General features: G+C 62.7%; 14 protein-coding genes and 1 pseudogene. 11 read left to right on the plus strand and 4 right to left on the minus strand.

Annotated elements, in window-relative coordinates; translation table 11 throughout:
• Positions 1–10 precede the first annotated feature (10 nt).
• Positions 11–463, plus strand: coding sequence for a YaiI/YqxD family protein (locus tag MLD24_RS11545; RefSeq protein WP_248166740.1), 453 nt, complete (start codon positions 11–13; stop codon positions 461–463).
• A 264-nt stretch (positions 464–727) separates the two neighbouring features.
• On the opposite strand, the gene MLD24_RS11550 is transcribed toward MLD24_RS11545, so the two are convergent.
• The gene (locus MLD24_RS11550; RefSeq protein WP_486341551.1) at positions 728–2,185 is read right to left on the minus strand and encodes an aminotransferase-like domain-containing protein; all 1,458 of its coding nucleotides are present in this window, start codon (positions 2,183–2,185) and stop codon (positions 728–730) included.
• A gap of 90 nt (positions 2,186–2,275) precedes the next feature.
• On the opposite strand from MLD24_RS11550, the gene MLD24_RS11555 reads away from it, so the two are divergent.
• From MLD24_RS11555 to MLD24_RS11585, 7 genes and pseudogenes are all read left to right on the plus strand, one after another.
• Positions 2,276–3,268, plus strand: a complete 993-nt coding sequence (locus tag MLD24_RS11555) for a DMT family transporter (protein WP_248166743.1) — start codon at positions 2,276–2,278, stop codon at positions 3,266–3,268.
• A gap of 7 nt (positions 3,269–3,275) precedes the next feature.
• Positions 3,276–5,187, plus strand: a pseudogene (gene moeB / locus MLD24_RS11560) (molybdopterin-synthase adenylyltransferase MoeB).
• A 20-nt stretch (positions 5,188–5,207) separates the two neighbouring features.
• Positions 5,208–6,143, plus strand: coding sequence for a PLP-dependent cysteine synthase family protein (locus tag MLD24_RS11565; RefSeq protein ID WP_227172018.1), 936 nt, complete (start codon positions 5,208–5,210; stop codon positions 6,141–6,143).
• A complete protein-coding gene (locus tag MLD24_RS11570) occupies positions 6,144–7,181 on the plus strand; it encodes a serine O-acetyltransferase (protein ID WP_248166744.1) in 1,038 nt (345 codons plus the stop codon).
• Positions 7,165–7,899 (plus strand): alanyl-tRNA editing protein, encoded by a 735-nt coding sequence (locus MLD24_RS11575; RefSeq protein ID WP_227172020.1) that lies wholly within the window; start codon positions 7,165–7,167, stop codon positions 7,897–7,899. Before MLD24_RS11570 ends, MLD24_RS11575 begins: the two co-directional genes overlap by 17 nt.
• Positions 7,900–8,009: 110 nt before the next feature.
• Positions 8,010–9,833, plus strand: coding sequence for an ABC transporter ATP-binding protein (locus MLD24_RS11580; RefSeq protein ID WP_248166745.1), 1,824 nt, complete (start codon positions 8,010–8,012; stop codon positions 9,831–9,833).
• Between the two features lie 112 nt (positions 9,834–9,945).
• Complete coding sequence (locus MLD24_RS11585; protein ID WP_248166746.1) at positions 9,946–11,067, plus strand: PQQ-dependent sugar dehydrogenase; 1,122 nt, start codon at positions 9,946–9,948, stop codon at positions 11,065–11,067.
• Between the two features lie 131 nt (positions 11,068–11,198).
• Here MLD24_RS11585 and MLD24_RS11590 read toward each other — a convergent pair whose 3' ends face one another.
• Entirely contained in the window at positions 11,199–11,612 is a 414-nt protein-coding gene (locus tag MLD24_RS11590; protein WP_248166747.1) for a GFA family protein, read from the minus strand.
• A 119-nt stretch (positions 11,613–11,731) separates the two neighbouring features.
• Between MLD24_RS11590 and dkgB the strand changes: the two genes are divergently transcribed.
• On the plus strand, positions 11,732–12,541 hold the full coding sequence (gene dkgB, locus MLD24_RS11595; protein WP_248166749.1) for a 2,5-didehydrogluconate reductase DkgB: 810 nt from the start codon (positions 11,732–11,734) through the stop codon (positions 12,539–12,541).
• A gap of 4 nt (positions 12,542–12,545) precedes the next feature.
• Here the strand turns inward: dkgB and MLD24_RS11600 are convergent, their stop codons facing one another.
• Complete coding sequence (locus tag MLD24_RS11600) at positions 12,546–13,319, minus strand: glutathione S-transferase N-terminal domain-containing protein (protein WP_248166750.1); 774 nt, start codon at positions 13,317–13,319, stop codon at positions 12,546–12,548.
• Positions 13,320–13,620: 301 nt separating this feature from the next.
• On the opposite strand from MLD24_RS11600, the gene dacB reads away from it, so the two are divergent.
• Together dacB and MLD24_RS11610 are read left to right on the plus strand one after the other, a co-directional pair.
• Complete coding sequence (dacB, locus tag MLD24_RS11605) at positions 13,621–15,153, plus strand: D-alanyl-D-alanine carboxypeptidase/D-alanyl-D-alanine endopeptidase (RefSeq protein WP_248166751.1); 1,533 nt, start codon at positions 13,621–13,623, stop codon at positions 15,151–15,153.
• Between the two features lie 70 nt (positions 15,154–15,223).
• Entirely contained in the window at positions 15,224–16,153 is a 930-nt protein-coding gene (locus MLD24_RS11610; protein ID WP_248166753.1) for a DUF6279 family lipoprotein, read from the plus strand.
• A gap of 24 nt (positions 16,154–16,177) precedes the next feature.
• Here MLD24_RS11610 and MLD24_RS11615 read toward each other — a convergent pair whose 3' ends face one another.
• Complete coding sequence (locus MLD24_RS11615; RefSeq protein ID WP_227172028.1) at positions 16,178–16,948, minus strand: SDR family oxidoreductase; 771 nt, start codon at positions 16,946–16,948, stop codon at positions 16,178–16,180.
• Positions 16,949–16,953: the final 5 nt, after the last annotated feature.

Raw genomic sequence — 16,953 nt, forward strand, 5'->3', positions numbered from 1 at the left:
GAAGCTCGCAATGCCAATCTGGGTCGACGCCGATGCCTGCCCTGTCCCCATCCGGGAAATCCTCTGTCGCGCCGCCACCCGCTGGAAGGTTCAGACCACGTTCATAGCCAATCACGCCATCAATCTGCCCCCCAGTCCGTGGATCAGTCGCCGGCAGGTTCCCCAGGGGTTTGACGTGGCCGATAATGAGATCGTGGACCAGATGAGCAAGGGCGACCTGGTCGTCACCCAGGACATCCCCCTGGCGGCGGAGGCCATTGAGAAGGGCGCTGACGTCTTCAATCCCCGGGGCCAGGTCTTTACCAAAGAGAATATTCGCCAGCGCCTGGCGATGCGGAATTTCATGGAGGAGATGCGTAACGCCGGCCAGGTGACCGGCGGGCCGGCCCCCTTCAGCCAGGGCGATCGCAAGGAGTTCGCCGACCAGCTCGACCGCTGGCTGCAGCGCAACGCCAGGGGCTGAGCCGGTTCCGTCAGCTAGTGTCCCGTCTGGTTAATTCGTTAACTTACTGCTTGTCTCTGAGGGTTCTGACCAAGGCGCCGCTGTGCCGATGTGGTGGTTCCACATCAAACCGTGGCAACACAGGCTCAGAGCCCTCAGAGGCAAGCCCTTCGGGAGCCACTGACACCCCGAATAGCGTCGTTGTACTGTCTCGATTTGGAACCACCAAACCGTCACCAGTACGCCTAGCTCTTCGGGGTGTCAGTGGCTCAGTAAGTCAACGAATTAACCAGACGGGACTCTCCAGAGCCCTTCCGGACGCGCCAGCAGGTCTTCCCGTGGCACATCGTTGAGGGCCCCGACCAGAGCCTGAAAGCCCTGCTCCAGCTGATCGTCAGCTTCGGTGCTGCTGACGCTGGCACGAATGAACTGGGGCACCGCCCGGCGCCCTACGGCAAAGGCTTCCGACGACTTCACCAACACCCGTTTCTGGCGCAGCGATTCTTCGATCTCAATCGCCCGCCAGGGTTCGGGAATCTCAATCCAGAAGTGCGAGCAGTCCAGCCGGCTGTGATAGTTGAGTCTCTGCAGCAATGGCTCCACGATGGCCTTACGCCGCTCCACTTCCTCGATCTGGGCCAACCGCAGGCGGTCGGCGGTGCCATCCAGAATCCATTGGCTGGCCACTTCCAGCGACAGAGGCGTGGCCATCCAGCAGGAGGCGCGAATGGCGCCGGCAAGCCGGTTCCACAGCGTCTCCGGCACCTGTACGTAACCCACCCGCAAACCGGCGGATACCGCCTTACTCAGGCTGCTGATCAGCAGCGTGCGCTCAGGCGCAAACACCTGCAGGGCCGGCGGCCGCTCGGTGGAGAGCAGGCCATGGGCATCGTCCTCGATGATGATCAGGTTGTGTTTGCGGCACACCGCCGCCAGCGCCTCCCGTCGGGCCACCGGCATGTTGGAGGTGGTGGGGTTCTGCAGCGTCGGGGTGCAGTAGAGTACGGAAATGCGGGTATTGCGGCAGACGTCGTCAAGGGCCTCGGGCACCAGGCCATCACAGTCAACTTCCACCCCTTCCAGCCGGATCCCCAGCTGGCGCGCCGCAGAGATCAGGCCCGGGTAGCTCAGTTGCTCCGTGGCCACCGTCTCCCCCGGTTTGACGATCGCCGGCAGACAGGCCATCAGGGCGTGTTGGGCGCCGTTGGTACAAAGCACCTGTTCGGGACGGACATCCACCTGACTGTGGCGGAACCACTGGGCACCGGCTTCGCGGTAACGATGCAGACCGCCCTCAGGGGTGTAGTCTGACAACTCCGCCAGCACCCGGGGCTGGCGGGCAATGGCTTCCAGAGCCTGACCCAGCAGTGCCACGTCCTGCCCGGGGATGTGCTTGTTTCGGCTGAGGTCAACCACGCTGTCATCCAGGCTGATGGCATTGCGAAACCCTTCTTCCCCGGCCGGTCCCTCGCCGTTCAGTTTGACGTAGGTGCCATCCCCCACCCGGGAACTGACCAGTCCTAACCGCTCCAGCTCCCGGTAGGCCCGGCTGACTGTGCCGGCGGTGATGTTGAGCTGGTGTGCCAGCAGGCGATGCGCCGGCAGCTTGGTCCCGGTCGGCAGGCGTCCCTCGCGAATTTCCCGTTCTATGCCAAGTGCCAGTCGCTGGTACTTGGGCCCCTTCTCGTTGCCGAGCGCATCACACATAAATGACACCATGTCATTTCTATAATTGACACCCATTTTTCACCCTATTAGCCTCGAATCAAGTCAATTTTTCGATGCATTGTCCTGTATCGACCGACTCAATACTAGCAGGGATGGCACATTGACATGGATCATTTGGATCAAAAGCAGACTTCCGGCACACCTCGGCCAGCCTGGCTGGACAAATCCATCCTCGGACTGCTGTTCGTCGTTGTCTGTTTTACCTGGGGCACCACCTGGCTGGGTATCAAGGTGGCGGTGGAAACGGTACCGCCGCTGTCATCGGCCGGCCTGCGGTTCCTGATCGCCTTCCCACTGTTTGTGGTGTTCGCCCGGATCATGCGGGAGCCCATCCTGTTCCCGGCACGATCCCTGGGTTTTGGTCTGCTGATCACGGTGTTCTACTTTTCGGTACCGTACTACCTCATCAACTTCGGGGAACAGTACGTCTCCTCCGGCCTGACTTCGCTGCTGTTCAGCTCCATGCCGGTGTTTATCCTGATTTTTTCAGCGCTGATCCTGAAAGAGAAGATCTGGGCCAGCCAGGTGCTGGGCATCGCCATCGGGTTCTTCAGCCTGTACATGATTCTGCAGGCCGAAGGCGTGCGCATGGACCAGAACAGCTGGTGGGGCGTGGCCGCCATCCTGTCCGCCGCCATCATGCATGCCCTGTGCTACATCCTCACCCGCAAGCACGGCGCCCAGATCAGCGTGATTACCTTCAACACCCTGCCCATCGGTCTGGCCGGGCTGGCACTGTTCGCCTGCGGCCTGGTGATCGAACAGCCGGAACTGGGGGCCGCCTCGACCCGCTCCTGGGTGGCCCTGCTCTACCTCGGGCTGGTGGCCTCGGTGGGGGGATTCATCGTCTATTTCTACCTGCTCAAGCGGATGAGCCCGATTCTGCTGTCGTTTGTCTTCATCCTGTTTCCGGTGGTGGCCATTGCCATTGGCGCCTGGTACGAGGGACACGGTGTTTCCCGGGATTTCATCGTGTTCTCGGTGGTGATGCTGCTGGGCTTTGCGGTCACCAAGCTGCCGCTGGAAAAACTGTTTTCCCGATCATCGTCCCCGCTGTCCAAACCCAGCGGGGCAACGGCCTCCCGACCCCAGCAGTAGGTACCCCATGGATGTTCTGAACCCCAACACCCTGAAACGCCTGTTCGACCACGGCCGCCGCGACTACCCACGGGAGTGCTGCGGCATGGTGTTTACCGACGGCACCGTGCACGAGGCCGACAACATTCAGCAGACCCTGCACGAGCAGTGCCCGGAAACCTACCGCCGCAACGCCGCCACCGGATTTGCCTTCTCCATCGCCGACAACCGGATGCTTGGCGACAGCTTCGAGACCGACAACCCGGTCCAGGTGATCTACCACTCGCACCCGGATGTCGGCGCCTACTTCAGCCAGCAGGACCGGGACAAAGCCCTGTTCTGTGGCGAACCCATTTTCCCGGTGGCACATCTGGTGCTGGATATCCGCGCTGGCACACCAGTGGGAGCGAAGCTGTTCCGCTTCGTCGAGGGCGATTTTCAGTGCACCGAAACCTTCAATGAAGAAGGTCTGCGCATCCATAAAAGCAACACTCCGCTACTGACCTAAGGAGAAGGCCATGGCTCAGATCCAGCTGCCCGAGATACTGGCAAAAGTCACCAAACTGCCCGCCAAAACGTTCCAAGTGGAGGGCGACACCGTCGCTGAGGCGGTCAAGCACCTGTGCCGTGAGCACGACGTGCTGGAAGCTCACCTGTTCTATGACAACGGCCAGTTCAAGGACCATTTCCTGTTCACCATCGATGGTGAGCTGGTGACCGCCGACACCCCCATGGTGCCAGGCAGCAGCCTGGACATCCTGCTGGCCACCTCTGGCGGACTGGACACCCCGGACGCCCCGCTGAGCAAGGACGAAGTGGAACGCTACGCCCGCCACATCTCGTTGCCGGAGGTTGGCCGGCAGGGCCAGCAGCGACTCCGCAACAGCCGGGTACTGATCATCGGTACCGGCGGGCTGGGTTCTCCGGTATCGCTGTACCTTGCCGCAGCCGGCGTCGGCACCCTGGGCCTGGTGGATTTCGACGTGGTGGAATCCAGCAACCTGCAACGCCAGGTGGTGCACAGCGAGAGCACCATCGGCCTGAGCAAAGTGGAATCGGCCCGCCGCCGGCTATTGGATGTCAACAACACCATCCGGGTGGAAACCCACGAAACCGCATTGACCGCCGACAATGCCATGGCACTGATTGGTGACTACGACCTGGTGATCGACGGCTCCGACAATTTTTCAACCCGTTACCTGGTCAACGATGCCTGTGTCCTGCAGGGCAAGCCCCTGGTCTACGGCGCCATCTACCAGTTTGACGGCCAGGCCAGTGTCTTTGGCTACCAGGGCGGCCCCTGTTATCGCTGCCTGTTCCCGACCACGCCCCCCGCCAGCCTCGCCCCCAACTGCAGCGCCGGCGGGGTGATCGGTGTGCTGCCAGGCATGATCGGGATGATTCAGGCCACCGAAGCGTTGAAGCTGCTGCTGGAACTGGGCCAGAGCCTGTCAGGACGGCTGCTCCGCTACGACGCCCGCGCCATGAGCTTTGGCGAGGTCCGCTTCGGCAAGCGTGCCGACTGCCCGGTGTGCACCGCCGATCCCCGCCACTATCAGCTCAGCGACAGCACTCAGGCCTGCGCCAGCACACCCGCGCCGGCGGTCAGCCTGGCACCGCAACACTACATCCAGCCGGCCCGGTTGGCGGAGCTGTTGGCCGACGCCTCGCAACCGCCGCTGGTGGTGGACGTTCGTGAGCCCAACGAGCTGGAAATCTGCCGTCTTGAACACTGCCACAACATTCCACTGGCGGATCTCGACGAGCACCTTGACGACCTGCCCGACTCGGCGCCGATCTACCTGCTGTGCCTGGGGGGCGGACGTGCCGAGCAGGCCGCCAACCGTCTGCGGCAGCAGGGCCTGGAACAGGTGTATGTGATTGAAGGTGGATTGAAACGCTGGGCCAGGGACGTTGATCCGACCCTGGCGATGTACTGAGCAGTTTGCGGGAGCAACCGATGATTTACCCGTCAATGATTCACGCGGTGGGCAACACCCCCATCGTTCACCTGCAGCGATTCTCCAAGTCACTGGGATTTAACGTATTCGCCAAGCTGGAATCCCTCAACCCCGGCGGCAGCCACAAGGTTCGCATTGCCCTGGGCATGATTCGCGATGCCGAACAGCAGGGCATTCTGCGTCGAGGCAGCGGACAGACCATCATTGAGCCCAGCGGCGGCAACACCGGCATCGGTCTGGCGATTGCCGCGAACCTGCTGGGCTACCATCTGGTACTGGTGATACCGGACAACTACAGCAGGGAAAAACAGAAACTGCTGCGGCTGTACGGCGCCGAAGTGGTGCTGTCGGACAGCCGCCTGGGCAACAACTCCCACGGCGTTCGTGCCCTGGAGCTGCAGCTGGAAAAGCCGCATTACGTGATGCTGAACCAGCAGCGCAATCCGGCCAATCCACAGACCCACCGGGACCAGACCGCACTCGAGATCCTGGCGGATTTTGAAGACACCCAAATCGATCTCTTCATCGCCGGCATTGGCACCGGCGGCCATATCACCGGTGTCGGGGAGGTACTGCGTGAGACCTGGCCCCGGCTCACCATCTATGGCGTGGAGCCGGAAGGCTGCGACCTGTTCACCGATCGGCACGCCCCCCACGGCATCCAGGGGCTGTCCATCGGCATCGTGCCCAGCATCCTCAACACCGACCTGATCGATGCCATGGTCAAGGTCAATGAGCAGGAATGCCTGGACATGGCGCGACAGATGCTCCAGCAGGAATCGATCAGCATGGGCCTCTCCTCCGCCGCCAATTTTGCCGCCATAGCCAAGCTGGGCAAAGGCGACATTCCACCCGGGACCAATGTGCTGACCATGGTTTATGACGGCATTGAATCCTACTTGGACTACTTTGGAGAATCCGACCAGGGAGGCTAGATGGACAGCTCCGGATTGCGCTACCGATTGGAAAACCAGATTGACGCCATCGTCCAGGGAGCCCTGGCCGCCGCGGAACGTCTCAGCCTGCTGGAGGAAGGCTTTCTGCCCCATGCCCTGGACCGGGCGGCCGACCTGCTGATGGATGACCTGATGGCCTTCGCCCAGCGGGACCCGGCGGCCCATGGCCGACCACAGCTGATACTCGACGCCGCATGCTCGTTTCAGGCGGTGCTTTATTACCGTCTGGCCCACGAGTTCTGGCAACTGCGGGTCACCTCCGACGCACCCTGGGATGTGGTCGCGCTGAAGCTGGCCGCGCTGGGCAAGCTCGACTCCGGCGCCGACATCCATCCCGGTGCCCGCATCGGCTCACGACTGGTGCTTGACCATGCCTATGGCACGGTGATCGGCGAAACCTGCCGCATTGGCAACGACGCCTACATCCTTGGCGGCGTCACCCTGGGCTCCCAGGGCATTGCCAACAATCCGCCCGGCCAGCGCCACCCGATCCTCGGCAACAATGTACAGATTGGCGCCTTCGCCCGCGTGCTCGGTGCCATTACCATCGGAGACAATGTCTTCATCAGCCCCGGCTGCGTGGTGACGGAGAACATTCCCGGCAACAGCCGGGTCTCCATCGTCAACCAATTGCAGGTGGAGCGTCAGGAGCAGCAGTTTCCCCGCCGGGCGCCCCGATTTATTGGCTCCTACGCCGACAACAATCGGCTGATCGCCCTCTGCCAGGGCTTCAGCTACCTCACGGCCACCCTACTGGACGACGAACACCGCCCCGTGGCGTCCACCACCCTGTCGCCCAGCCCGGAGGATCCCCGCCGCTACGAGATCCAGTTCGGGCTGTCCGCCGCCCGGGCCCGGACCCTGCTCGACAGCCGCCTGCACCTGACCCTGTCAGACAGCAGCTCGGCAATCACGCTGCTGAGCCCGCAGGGCCTGAATGAAGTCATCGCCCGCATTGCGCTGACCGGCCCCCATCTAGCCAATAAGGAGAATCTGTCCCATGACTGCCGCTATTAAGAGCACCGAACCGTGCTTTAACGACGAGCCCTATACCCGCGCCCTGGAGGCCACCATTCTCCATGTCGATGGCGACCAGTTGCTGCTGGACCGGACCATCTTCTACCCCACCGGAGGCGGCCAGCCCGGTGACACCGGCACCCTGACCCTGGCGGACGGTCGCCAATTGACGGTCACCGACACCGCCCGCGACCCGGACAATCCGGAACTGATCTGGCACCGCGTCGCAACCGACGACACCGACGATACCCCCCACCCCGGCCAGGCGGTCCACTGTGAGATCGACTGGGATCGACGCTATCGCCACATGCGCATGCACACCTGTCTGCATCTGCTGTGTTCGTTGATCGATGCTCCGGTCACCGGCTGCAGCATCGCGGCGGACAAAGGCCGGCTGGATTTTGACCTGCCCGATCCGGTGGACCGCATCATTGTCACCGAAAAGCTCAATCACCTGATTCATCAGGGTCTGGATGTCCGCCACTTTTACACCGAGCCGGAAAGCATTGCCTCACTGGTGCGAACCGAAGCGGTGTCACCACCGGTGCTGCAGGGCGCGGTGAGAATGGTGGAGGTCACCGGTACCGATCTGCAGCCATGCGGCGGCACCCATGTGCAGAACACCCGGGAGATCGGACCGGTGATCTGCACCAAGATCCAGAAGAAGAGCAAGACCAACCGCCGCTTCAGCCTGACCTGGCAGGACAACGTCGCCTGAGGTGCCCCTCGCCCGACAGCGCTGTTGGCCGCTGTCGGGTCAGAATGATTCTCTTTTAAGCCCCCGACGAATTGGGTAACCTTGCGGCTTTTCACCCAGGAGAGGCTGTTATGCCGCAAGCACCCGCCCCATCCACCGGCAGTCGGGCCCCCAGCAGCTTTGCAGCGCTGGCCCGGCTGCTACGCTATGCCCGTGGCTATCGCCGTCAGATCATCGCCGCCACCACCTGTTCGATCATCAACAAGCTGTTCGACATCGCCCCCGAGATCCTGATCGGCATTGCCATCGATGTGGTGGTCAACCAGGACACCAGCTTCGTTGCCTCCCTGGGCTTTGAAACCGCCCAGCAGCAGATCATCGCCCTTGGGGCGCTGACGTTCTTTATCTGGGCCGGCGAGTCGCTGTTCGAATACCTGTTCCAGATTCTCTGGCGTAACCTCGCCCAGCGGCTGCAGGCCGACCTGCGTCAGGACGCCTATGAGCACGCCCAGCGCCTCGACATGAGCTTCTTCGAGCAACGCAGCTCCGGGCAGCTGGTGGCCACCATGAACGACGACGTCAACCAGCTTGAGCGCTTCCTGGATGGCGGTGCCAATGCCATGATTCAGGTGGTGGTGACCATCCTTGCCGTGGGCGCAGTGTTCTTCGCCATCTCACCGCTGGTGGCGTGTCTGGCGTTTACCCCGATTCCGGTGATCATCTGGGGCACCTTCTTCTTCCAGCGCAAGGCTGGGCCACTGTATGCCGATGTGCGGGAGAAGGTGGGTGACCTGTCGAGCCGGTTGTCCAACAACCTGGGAGGCATTGCCACCATCAAGAGCTTCACCGCCGAGCAGCGTGAGGCCGAGCGCCTGCGCACCAGCAGCGAAGCCTATGTGGAGGCCAATCGCAAGGCGATCCGGGTCAGCTCGGCCTTTATTCCGGTGATCCGCATGGCGATCCTGGCCGGATTCCTGGCCACCTTCACCGTCGGCGGCATGATGGCGCTGGAAGGCAGCCTCAATGTCGGCGCCTACGGGGTACTGGTGTTCCTGACCCAGCGCCTGCTTTGGCCGCTCACCGGCCTGGCCACCGTCATCGACCTGTTCGAACGGGCCATGGCCAGCACCCGCCGCATCCTCGATTTGCTGGAAGAGCCAGTGCAGGTCCGCGACGACGGCAAGCAGCCGCTGTCCGCACCGGTGCGTGGTGACGTCGCCTTTGAACATCTCAGCTTCCAGTACCACAACAGCAGTGCCGGCATCCAAGACATCTCGCTGAAAGTGCCTGCCGGCCACACCCTGGCCCTGGTTGGCGCCACCGGTTCCGGAAAATCCACCCTGATCAAGCTGCTGATGCGCTTCTACGATCCCGCCAAGGGCCGCATCACCATTGACGGCACCCCGATCGACACCGTATCCATGCAGTCGTTGCGCCAGGCCATCGGGCTGGTCAGCCAGGACGTTTATCTGTTCGAGGGCAGTATCCGCGAGAACATCGCATACGGCCGACCGGACGCCAATGACGCCGACATCATCGCCGCAGCCCGTACCGCGGAAGCCTGGGAGTTTATCGAGCAACTGCCGGACGGCCTCGACACCCTGGTGGGCGAGCGTGGTGTGCGGCTGTCCGGCGGCCAGCGCCAACGTCTGTCGCTGGCACGGGCGCTACTCAAAGACCCGGCCATCCTGATCCTCGATGAGGCCACCAGCGCCGTCGACAACGAGACCGAGGCCGCCATCCAGCGCTCGTTGCGACACATCCGCCACAATCGCACGGTGATCGTCATCGCCCACCGCCTGTCCACCATCGTGGATGCCGATACCATTGCGGTGATTGACGGCGGCAAGGTGACGGAGACCGGAGACCACTCATCGCTGCTGGCCGAAGACGGTCTCTACGCCGCTCAGTGGCGGGTCCAGACCGGTCACGCTGACCAGCTACAGCCGGCCTGACCAGAGGCGATCTGACACATCGTCGCGCTGACAGCCAGTGACGTTGCGGTAAGAGACACCGGCATCCAGATGCTATCTTGGTAACAACTCAGCAAGGGTTGGGAGCACGACCATGGCGCAATGCATCCGGGCACTGCTGGTGTCCGCCACCATCATCACCACGTCAGCCTGTGGCGCGGCCCCAGAGCTGTACCACTCGGAGCAGGCCCGGTTCCGGCTGCAAACGGTGGCCTCGGGCCTGGAACACCCCTGGAGCCTGGCGTTCCTGCCGGATGGCTCGCAACTGGTCACCGAGCGGGCCGGTCGGCTGCGGCTGATTCGTGACGGTCAACTGACGGCAACGCCCATCGCCGGACTGCCGGAGCTGGCGGTTTCCGGCCAGGGCGGCCTGCTGGATGTGGTCCTGCACCCCGACTTTGCCGACAACCACCTGCTGTTCCTCAGCTACGCCCATGAGAACGACGATGGCCTCACCACCCGGGTCAGTCGGGCAAGACTGGAGGGCGCACGGCTGGTGGACAGCGAGGTCATCTTTGAAGCCCTGCCCCGCTCCGGCACCAGCCGTCACTTTGCCGGCCGCATGGCCTTCGATGATGACGGCCTGCTGTATGTCGCGGTCGGTGACCGCGGTGATCGCCCCCGCGCCCAGGACCTGGGGGACGATGCCGGCGGCGTTCACCGCATTACCATCAACGGTGATCCCGCCCCAGGTAACCCCTTCCAGAGCCAGGCCAGGGCCCGTGACACCTTCTATACTTACGGCAACCGCAACATTCAGGGCATGACCAGACATCCGCTCAGCGGCGATATCTGGACCCACGAGCATGGCCCCCGAGGGGGCGACGAGGTCAACATCCTGAGCCCCGGCACCAACTATGGCTGGCCGGAGATCACCTACGGCATTGGCTATTCCGGATTAGCCATTACCGACAAAACCGAGCAACCAGGCATGGCCCAGCCCCTGCACTACTGGGACCCGTCGATTGCGCCATCGGGCATGGCGTTCTACACCGGCACGGAGGTGCCTGGCTGGCAGGGGGATCTGTTCGTGGGCGCCCTGAAACTGCAGAAACTGGTACGGCTGACCATACGCGATAGCCAGGTAGTGAACGAGGAAGATCTCATCACCGAGTTCGGCCGCCGTATCCGCGATGTGCGGATGGGGCCCGATGGCGTGCTATGGCTGCTGACCGATGAGGGCAACGGCGAGGTGGTACGACTGGTGCCAGAGTAGCCCCGGCGCCCCCGGCAGCGTACAGCACCAGTCGGCAGGGCCCCGATCCGTCTGGCTCGGCCAACGGGCGGCGTCAGTGAGATCGCTCGCTGAGGGTCCGTCCAGTGAGAACCGGGGCAGTGAGAATCGGGTCAGTGAGGGTCGTTAGTGCGTTCGGTCTTGTCGTACTGCGGCAGATCGTCCGTAATCTGGAACCAGTCCGACTTGGAACCGACATAGATATGTGAGGCGGGTCCTTTGCCGAGATCGCCATCAAGGGTGCCCACCCGCAGGCGAACGATACCCGGTATGGCGTCCACCCGGCTGTACAGCGGGCTGCCACAGCTGGGACAGAAGGCCCGGTACTTGCCCGGCAGGGACTCGAACTCCCGTACCTGGTCTTCGCCCTCGGTGAACTGGAAACGCACCGCCTGCAGCGGAGCACTGGCGGAAAAGGCACCGCCCTGGGCACGACGACAGCGCTGGCAATGGCACAGGGACACCGGCCCCACCGGACCGTCGTATTGATACTTGATGGCGCCACACAGGCACTGGCCGGTCAGCATTGACTCTCTCTCACGATACTGGGTTGGCCGCCAATAATACCGACACGAACCTTGAAGAACTACCGTTCAGGTACCAACGTATAGAGAGCCCACACAGCGGAAATCGAATGGAGGTCACCATGGCGTTCGACGCACTGCCGCCCATAGGTCTGGGAACCTTTCGCCTGCAAGGCGATACCGCCAGGGATGCGGTGAGAACAGCTCTGTCCCTCGGCTATCGCCACATCGATACGGCCCAGATGTACGAAAATGAGGCGGAAGTGGGCGACGGCATAACCGCCAGCGGCATTCCACGGCGGGAAATCTTTGTCACCACCAAAATCTGGCATGATCGCCTCAAGCCGGCGGAACTGGGACGGAGTCTGCGCCACAGCCTTGAGCGGCTGAAGACGGATCACGTCGACCTGGCTCTGGTGCACTGGCCGTCGCCAGACGACCAGGTTCCCATGGAGGACTATCTCGGCGCTCTCAAGCAGGCCAGGGAAGACGGTCTGACCGACCACATCGGTGTATCCAACTTCACGACGGCCCAGCTCAACCAGGCGCGGGGGATTCTCGGCGACACCCCGATCTTCACCAATCAGATCGAAGTGCATCCGTTCCTTGCCAACCGCAAGGTGGTCGACCATGCCCAGACCCTCGGCATTCAGGTCACCGGTTACATGCCGCTGGCGGTCGGCCGGGTCATGGAAGACGACACCCTGATAGATCTGGCGCGCCATCGCAACGTCACCCCGGCGCAGATTGCCATCGCCTGGGCGGTATCACGGCACATTGTGCCGATTCCCTCGTCGGTGCGGCCCGACCATCTGAAAGCCAACCTGGACGCCCTGAAGATCAAGCTGGCACCGGAGGAACTCGCCGCCATCGAGCGACTGGACCGCGGCGAACGCCTGGCCGACCCGGCGTTTGCACCGGCCTGGGACTGAGCGCTCAGCTCTGACCGTACTGGCGATCCAGGTAATCCAGGATCGCCGCCGACTCGAACAGGGCCTCGCCGGTATTGGGGTCTTCCAGATAGGGCACCTGCACCCGCTGATGCTGCTGGAAGAAAGCATCCCGTTTACCACCGGGAATGGGCCGGTAAGGGCCTGGCTTGATACGCTGTCGCGCCGGACCCACTTCGGTCCAGTGCTCTTTACCCAGGTTGTGCAGAGTGTAGGGAATCTCGTACTCGCACAGCCTCTCCCGCACCAGCCGCGAGAACGGGCTGCCTTCAAAGCTCCACAGATGCAGCGGTTGTTCCGGCCGCCTGGCCGGACGTGCCCGCAAGCCCCGCAGCACGCTCGCTGCCGAGCCAATGGAACTGAGCACTGGCTGGTGAGGTCGCAACCGGTAATAGCCCGGCACCGGCCGATCCGCATACTGGCGGAACAGGTACTCAACGATGTCCCGCGACTCGTACATCACGGTGTCGGTGTTCGGGTCCAGCAACAGCGGAAACAGCTGCTTGCCACCCGCCGCCTCTGCCTCAGGCCGGAACACCGTCCCGCCCTTGGGACACGGCCGGATGTCCACATCCAGATTGAGAGCGGTAAGCGCCTCCCGCACCCGGCGGCAGTAGGGACAGGCTTCCATGTCGTAGAGCACCAGTGGCAACTCCGGCTGCGGCGCCGACCGCACCACCAGGCAACCACGCCAGGCGGTCATGGTCGAAGTGGCCACCGATCCCAGGACATTGAGGTTGTGGGTTATCACGTTGGGCATGTTAGGCATCCTCCGGGTGGGAATGGGCAGTTATCAGACAGGGGCCATTATGCTTGACTGACACCCGCTGGCATTGACCGCCGAGTCGTCGACTGCGGTCGGACGGGAGGAAAGGCGTTTATAGACCGGCGCAAGCTGCTGATTCCAATGGGCCTTACAAGCAGAAACAAATCTGCAATAGAAACAAGGGGCCTACTGGCATTTTTTAACGTCATGTAGAAGTTTTCAACATAGAACAGGGGGCACTTTTGGGCTATGGTTAGACAATGTTTGGATGCCCCACCCAACCGGGAACTTCGCCATGTCGCGCCACGTACCCAGCCCCATGCGCACTCGCCTGCGCACGCTCCGTCCAGGAAGGACACTCCGGCACTGGTGCGCCCTGCCGCTGCTGGCCCTGTCACTGGCCCAGCCGGTAACCGCCGATACCATTGCCCCCCAGGGCCACTGGAAAAGTCAGGTACTGGATTACGCCGATCGCTCACTCACCGGCCAGCAGGCGCTGAGTGTGGCCGCTGTCCCCCTCAACGGCCCGGGCATCGAGCAATACATCAATGCCGATCGCGCCATGAGCCCCGGCTCCATCATGAAGGTGGTGACCACCTTTGCGGCACTGGAAATCCTCGGGCCCACCTATCACTGGGACACCAACTTCTATACCGATGGCCGGTTTCAGGGACGGACCCTGGATGGCAACCTGTACGTCAAGTTCGGTGGCGATCCCAAGCTGACCATTGAGCGCCTGCGCACCACGCTCAGCGAACTGCGGGGCATGGGGCTGGATACCATCACCGGCGACCTGGTCCTCGATGGCGAGGTGTTCCAGCTCTCCGGCGGGGTACCGGCGTTCCAGGACAATGGCAACAACCCCTACGCACCGTTTCTGGTGGAGCCTTCGGCTTACCTGACCAACCTCAATCTGCTGCACTTTCAGGTGCGGGCAGATGAACGGGGTACCCAGGCCTGGGGCTCCCCCAACCTGGCCCGGGTCCACATCGATAATCGCGTAACCGCCGTGGCGGAAGGTGACTGCCCCTCACGCCGCTCCTTTGCCTGGGAACCCGTGTTTGCCGACAACGGCCAGATCACCGTCCGGGTCAGCGGCAAACTGCCCGAGGGCTGTCGCACCACCGCCTACTTCTCACTGTTGCCCCACGAGCAGTATTCCGCTGCGCTGATCCGATCACTGCTGAGTGATCTGGGCATTCGCCTGCAGGGCCGGGACCGGCTTGCGGCCGCACCGGAGGACGCCCGCCTGCTGTTGAAGATGACCTCACCGGACCTGGTGTCGGTCATCCGCGACATCAACAAGTGGAGCAGCAACGTCATGGCCCGCCAGCTGTTGCTCACCATCGGCTCGGAAAGCCGCCAGGACAGCGACACCGACGACCGGGTCGCCGGCATCCGGGCGGTGTACCAGTGGCTTGAGGAAAAAGGCGTCAATACCAATGGCATGGTGATTGATAACGGCGCCGGCCTCACCCGCCACGGCCGCATTTCCGCCCGCCAGGGAGCCCAGATTCTGCTGCAGGCCTGGAACAGCCCCTTCGCTGCAGACCTGATGGCGTCGATGCCCCTGATCGCGATGGACGGCACCATGGCCAGACGGCTGCGCAACGCCGGTATGGATGGTGAGGGCCGCATCAAGACCGGCTATCTGGAGAACGTGCGCTCCATTGCCGGCTTCACCCGCGATGCATCCAATACCACCTGGGTGGTCGTAGGTATGGTAAACGACGACCCCGCCTGGAACGGCCAGTCGGTCCTCGACCGGGTGCTGTACTCGCTGCACCACAAGCCCCCGGTAGGTACCACCCTGTCCAAGGCGGAATGATTGACCGGCGCCCACGCGCCCCGTCCTGACTGATCTGACGCCTGCGTGGTCCCCGGCAACGGAAGGGCCCATGGTATCGAACAACCGCTCACAGTGGCCGTCGGCGTATCGCCGGCTGGCCATTTGCCTCCTCATCGCCTGCGCAGTGATCACCAGTGGTTGCAGCTCCAACCGCCTGGCCTACCGTTATGCCGACTGGGCGGTGGTGTGGTGGGTGGAGGATTACCTCACCCTCAACGAGGATCAGTCCCAGCAACTGCAGACAGACCTGGACCGGCTGGTGCGCTGGCACTGCCAGGTGGAGCTGCCCCGCTATGCCCAGTGGCTGCGCCGGCTGGAACAGGACCTGCAGCCGGAAGTCGCCGATCGCACGGTGCTGCAACATCACCAACAGCAACTAACCGCCTTCCTGCCGCCGCTGCTGGAACGGCTGGGCGACCCGGCCTCGCGGTTACTGGCATCGCTGTCAGAAACCCAGGTTGAGGAACTGGCTGCCAATATGGAGTCCCGGCACCGGGAACTGCAGAGTGAATATCTGCTGGCCTCGCCGGAACAAACCGGGCAGGCGCGGGCGGAGCGGATTCAGGAACGCGCCGAACGCTGGCTGGGGTCCCTGAACCGGCAACAGCAGGACATCGTGGCACAATGGGCCATCAACCGGGGAGCCCAGACCCGGATCTGGCTGGACGGGCGTCGCAAGTGGCAGGAGGCGTTCCTTGCCTCCCTCGCCAGTCGGCACTCAGCCGGCTTTACGGATCGTCTTGGTCACCTTATCGAACACAGCGAAGAAGCCAGGGGCGCCCGCTATCGAGCCATGACCAGTGACAGCCGCAACGCATTGGTGGACCTGAACTACCGCTTGCTGTTGAACGCGGATCAGCGTCATTGGCAACACCTGCGGGCCGAAGTCGCGAGATTGCGGGAGGATGTTGAGGCCCTGGCCTGCGGCAACGCAATGACCGCAGACCAGTTGAACGCAGCCCCGCTAGGCCGGTCCTGAGATCGCCTCAGCCGACCACGACGCTTAAACCGTCAGATAGCCGCCATCGGCGTTGATGCAGGCACCGGTGGTATAGCTGGAGGCCTGTGACACCAGGTAGAGCACGGTGCCGGCCATTTCATCCGGATCGGCCACCCGCTTCATCGGTATGTGAGCCATTGCCTGCTTGCGAATGGCGTCGTTGGTGGTCAGGGCGCTGGCGAACTTGGTGTCGGTCAGGCCCGGCAACAGGGCGTTGACCCGAATGTTCTGCTGCCCCAGCTCCATGGCGAAGGACTTGGTCATGGAAATAACGGCGGCCTTGGTGATTGAGTAGATGCCCTGGAAATGGCCAGGATTGACGCCGTTCACCGACGCCACATTGACGATGGCGCCACCGCCATTCTTCTTCATCAGCTGAGCGCCACGGGCACACATAAAGAAGTAGCCGCGAATGTTCACATCAACGGTCTTGTTGAACGCCGCCAGGTCGGTGTCCTCCACCGGCCCGAAGTAGGGATTGGCCGCGGCATTGTTGACCAGGATATCGATCTTGCCGTGATTCTGCTCGATATGGGTCCAAACCGCCTCGATTTGCTCCATATCGCCAATATGGCAGGCATAGGCCTCGGCACTGCCACCGGCCTCGCGAATGCTGGAAGCGACTGCCTCACAGCCATCAATTTTACGGCTGCTAACGATGACATGGGCGCCCTGTCCAGCCAGGGTACGGGCGATGCTCTCGCCAATGCCCCGGCTGGCGCCGGTCACCAGAGCGACTTTTCCTTGCAGGTTAAACAGATCGTTGTTGCTCATTGACC

It is taken from the genome of Marinobacter xestospongiae, from assembly GCF_023156385.1.
GTDB lineage: Bacteria > Pseudomonadota > Gammaproteobacteria > Pseudomonadales > Oleiphilaceae > Marinobacter > Marinobacter xestospongiae.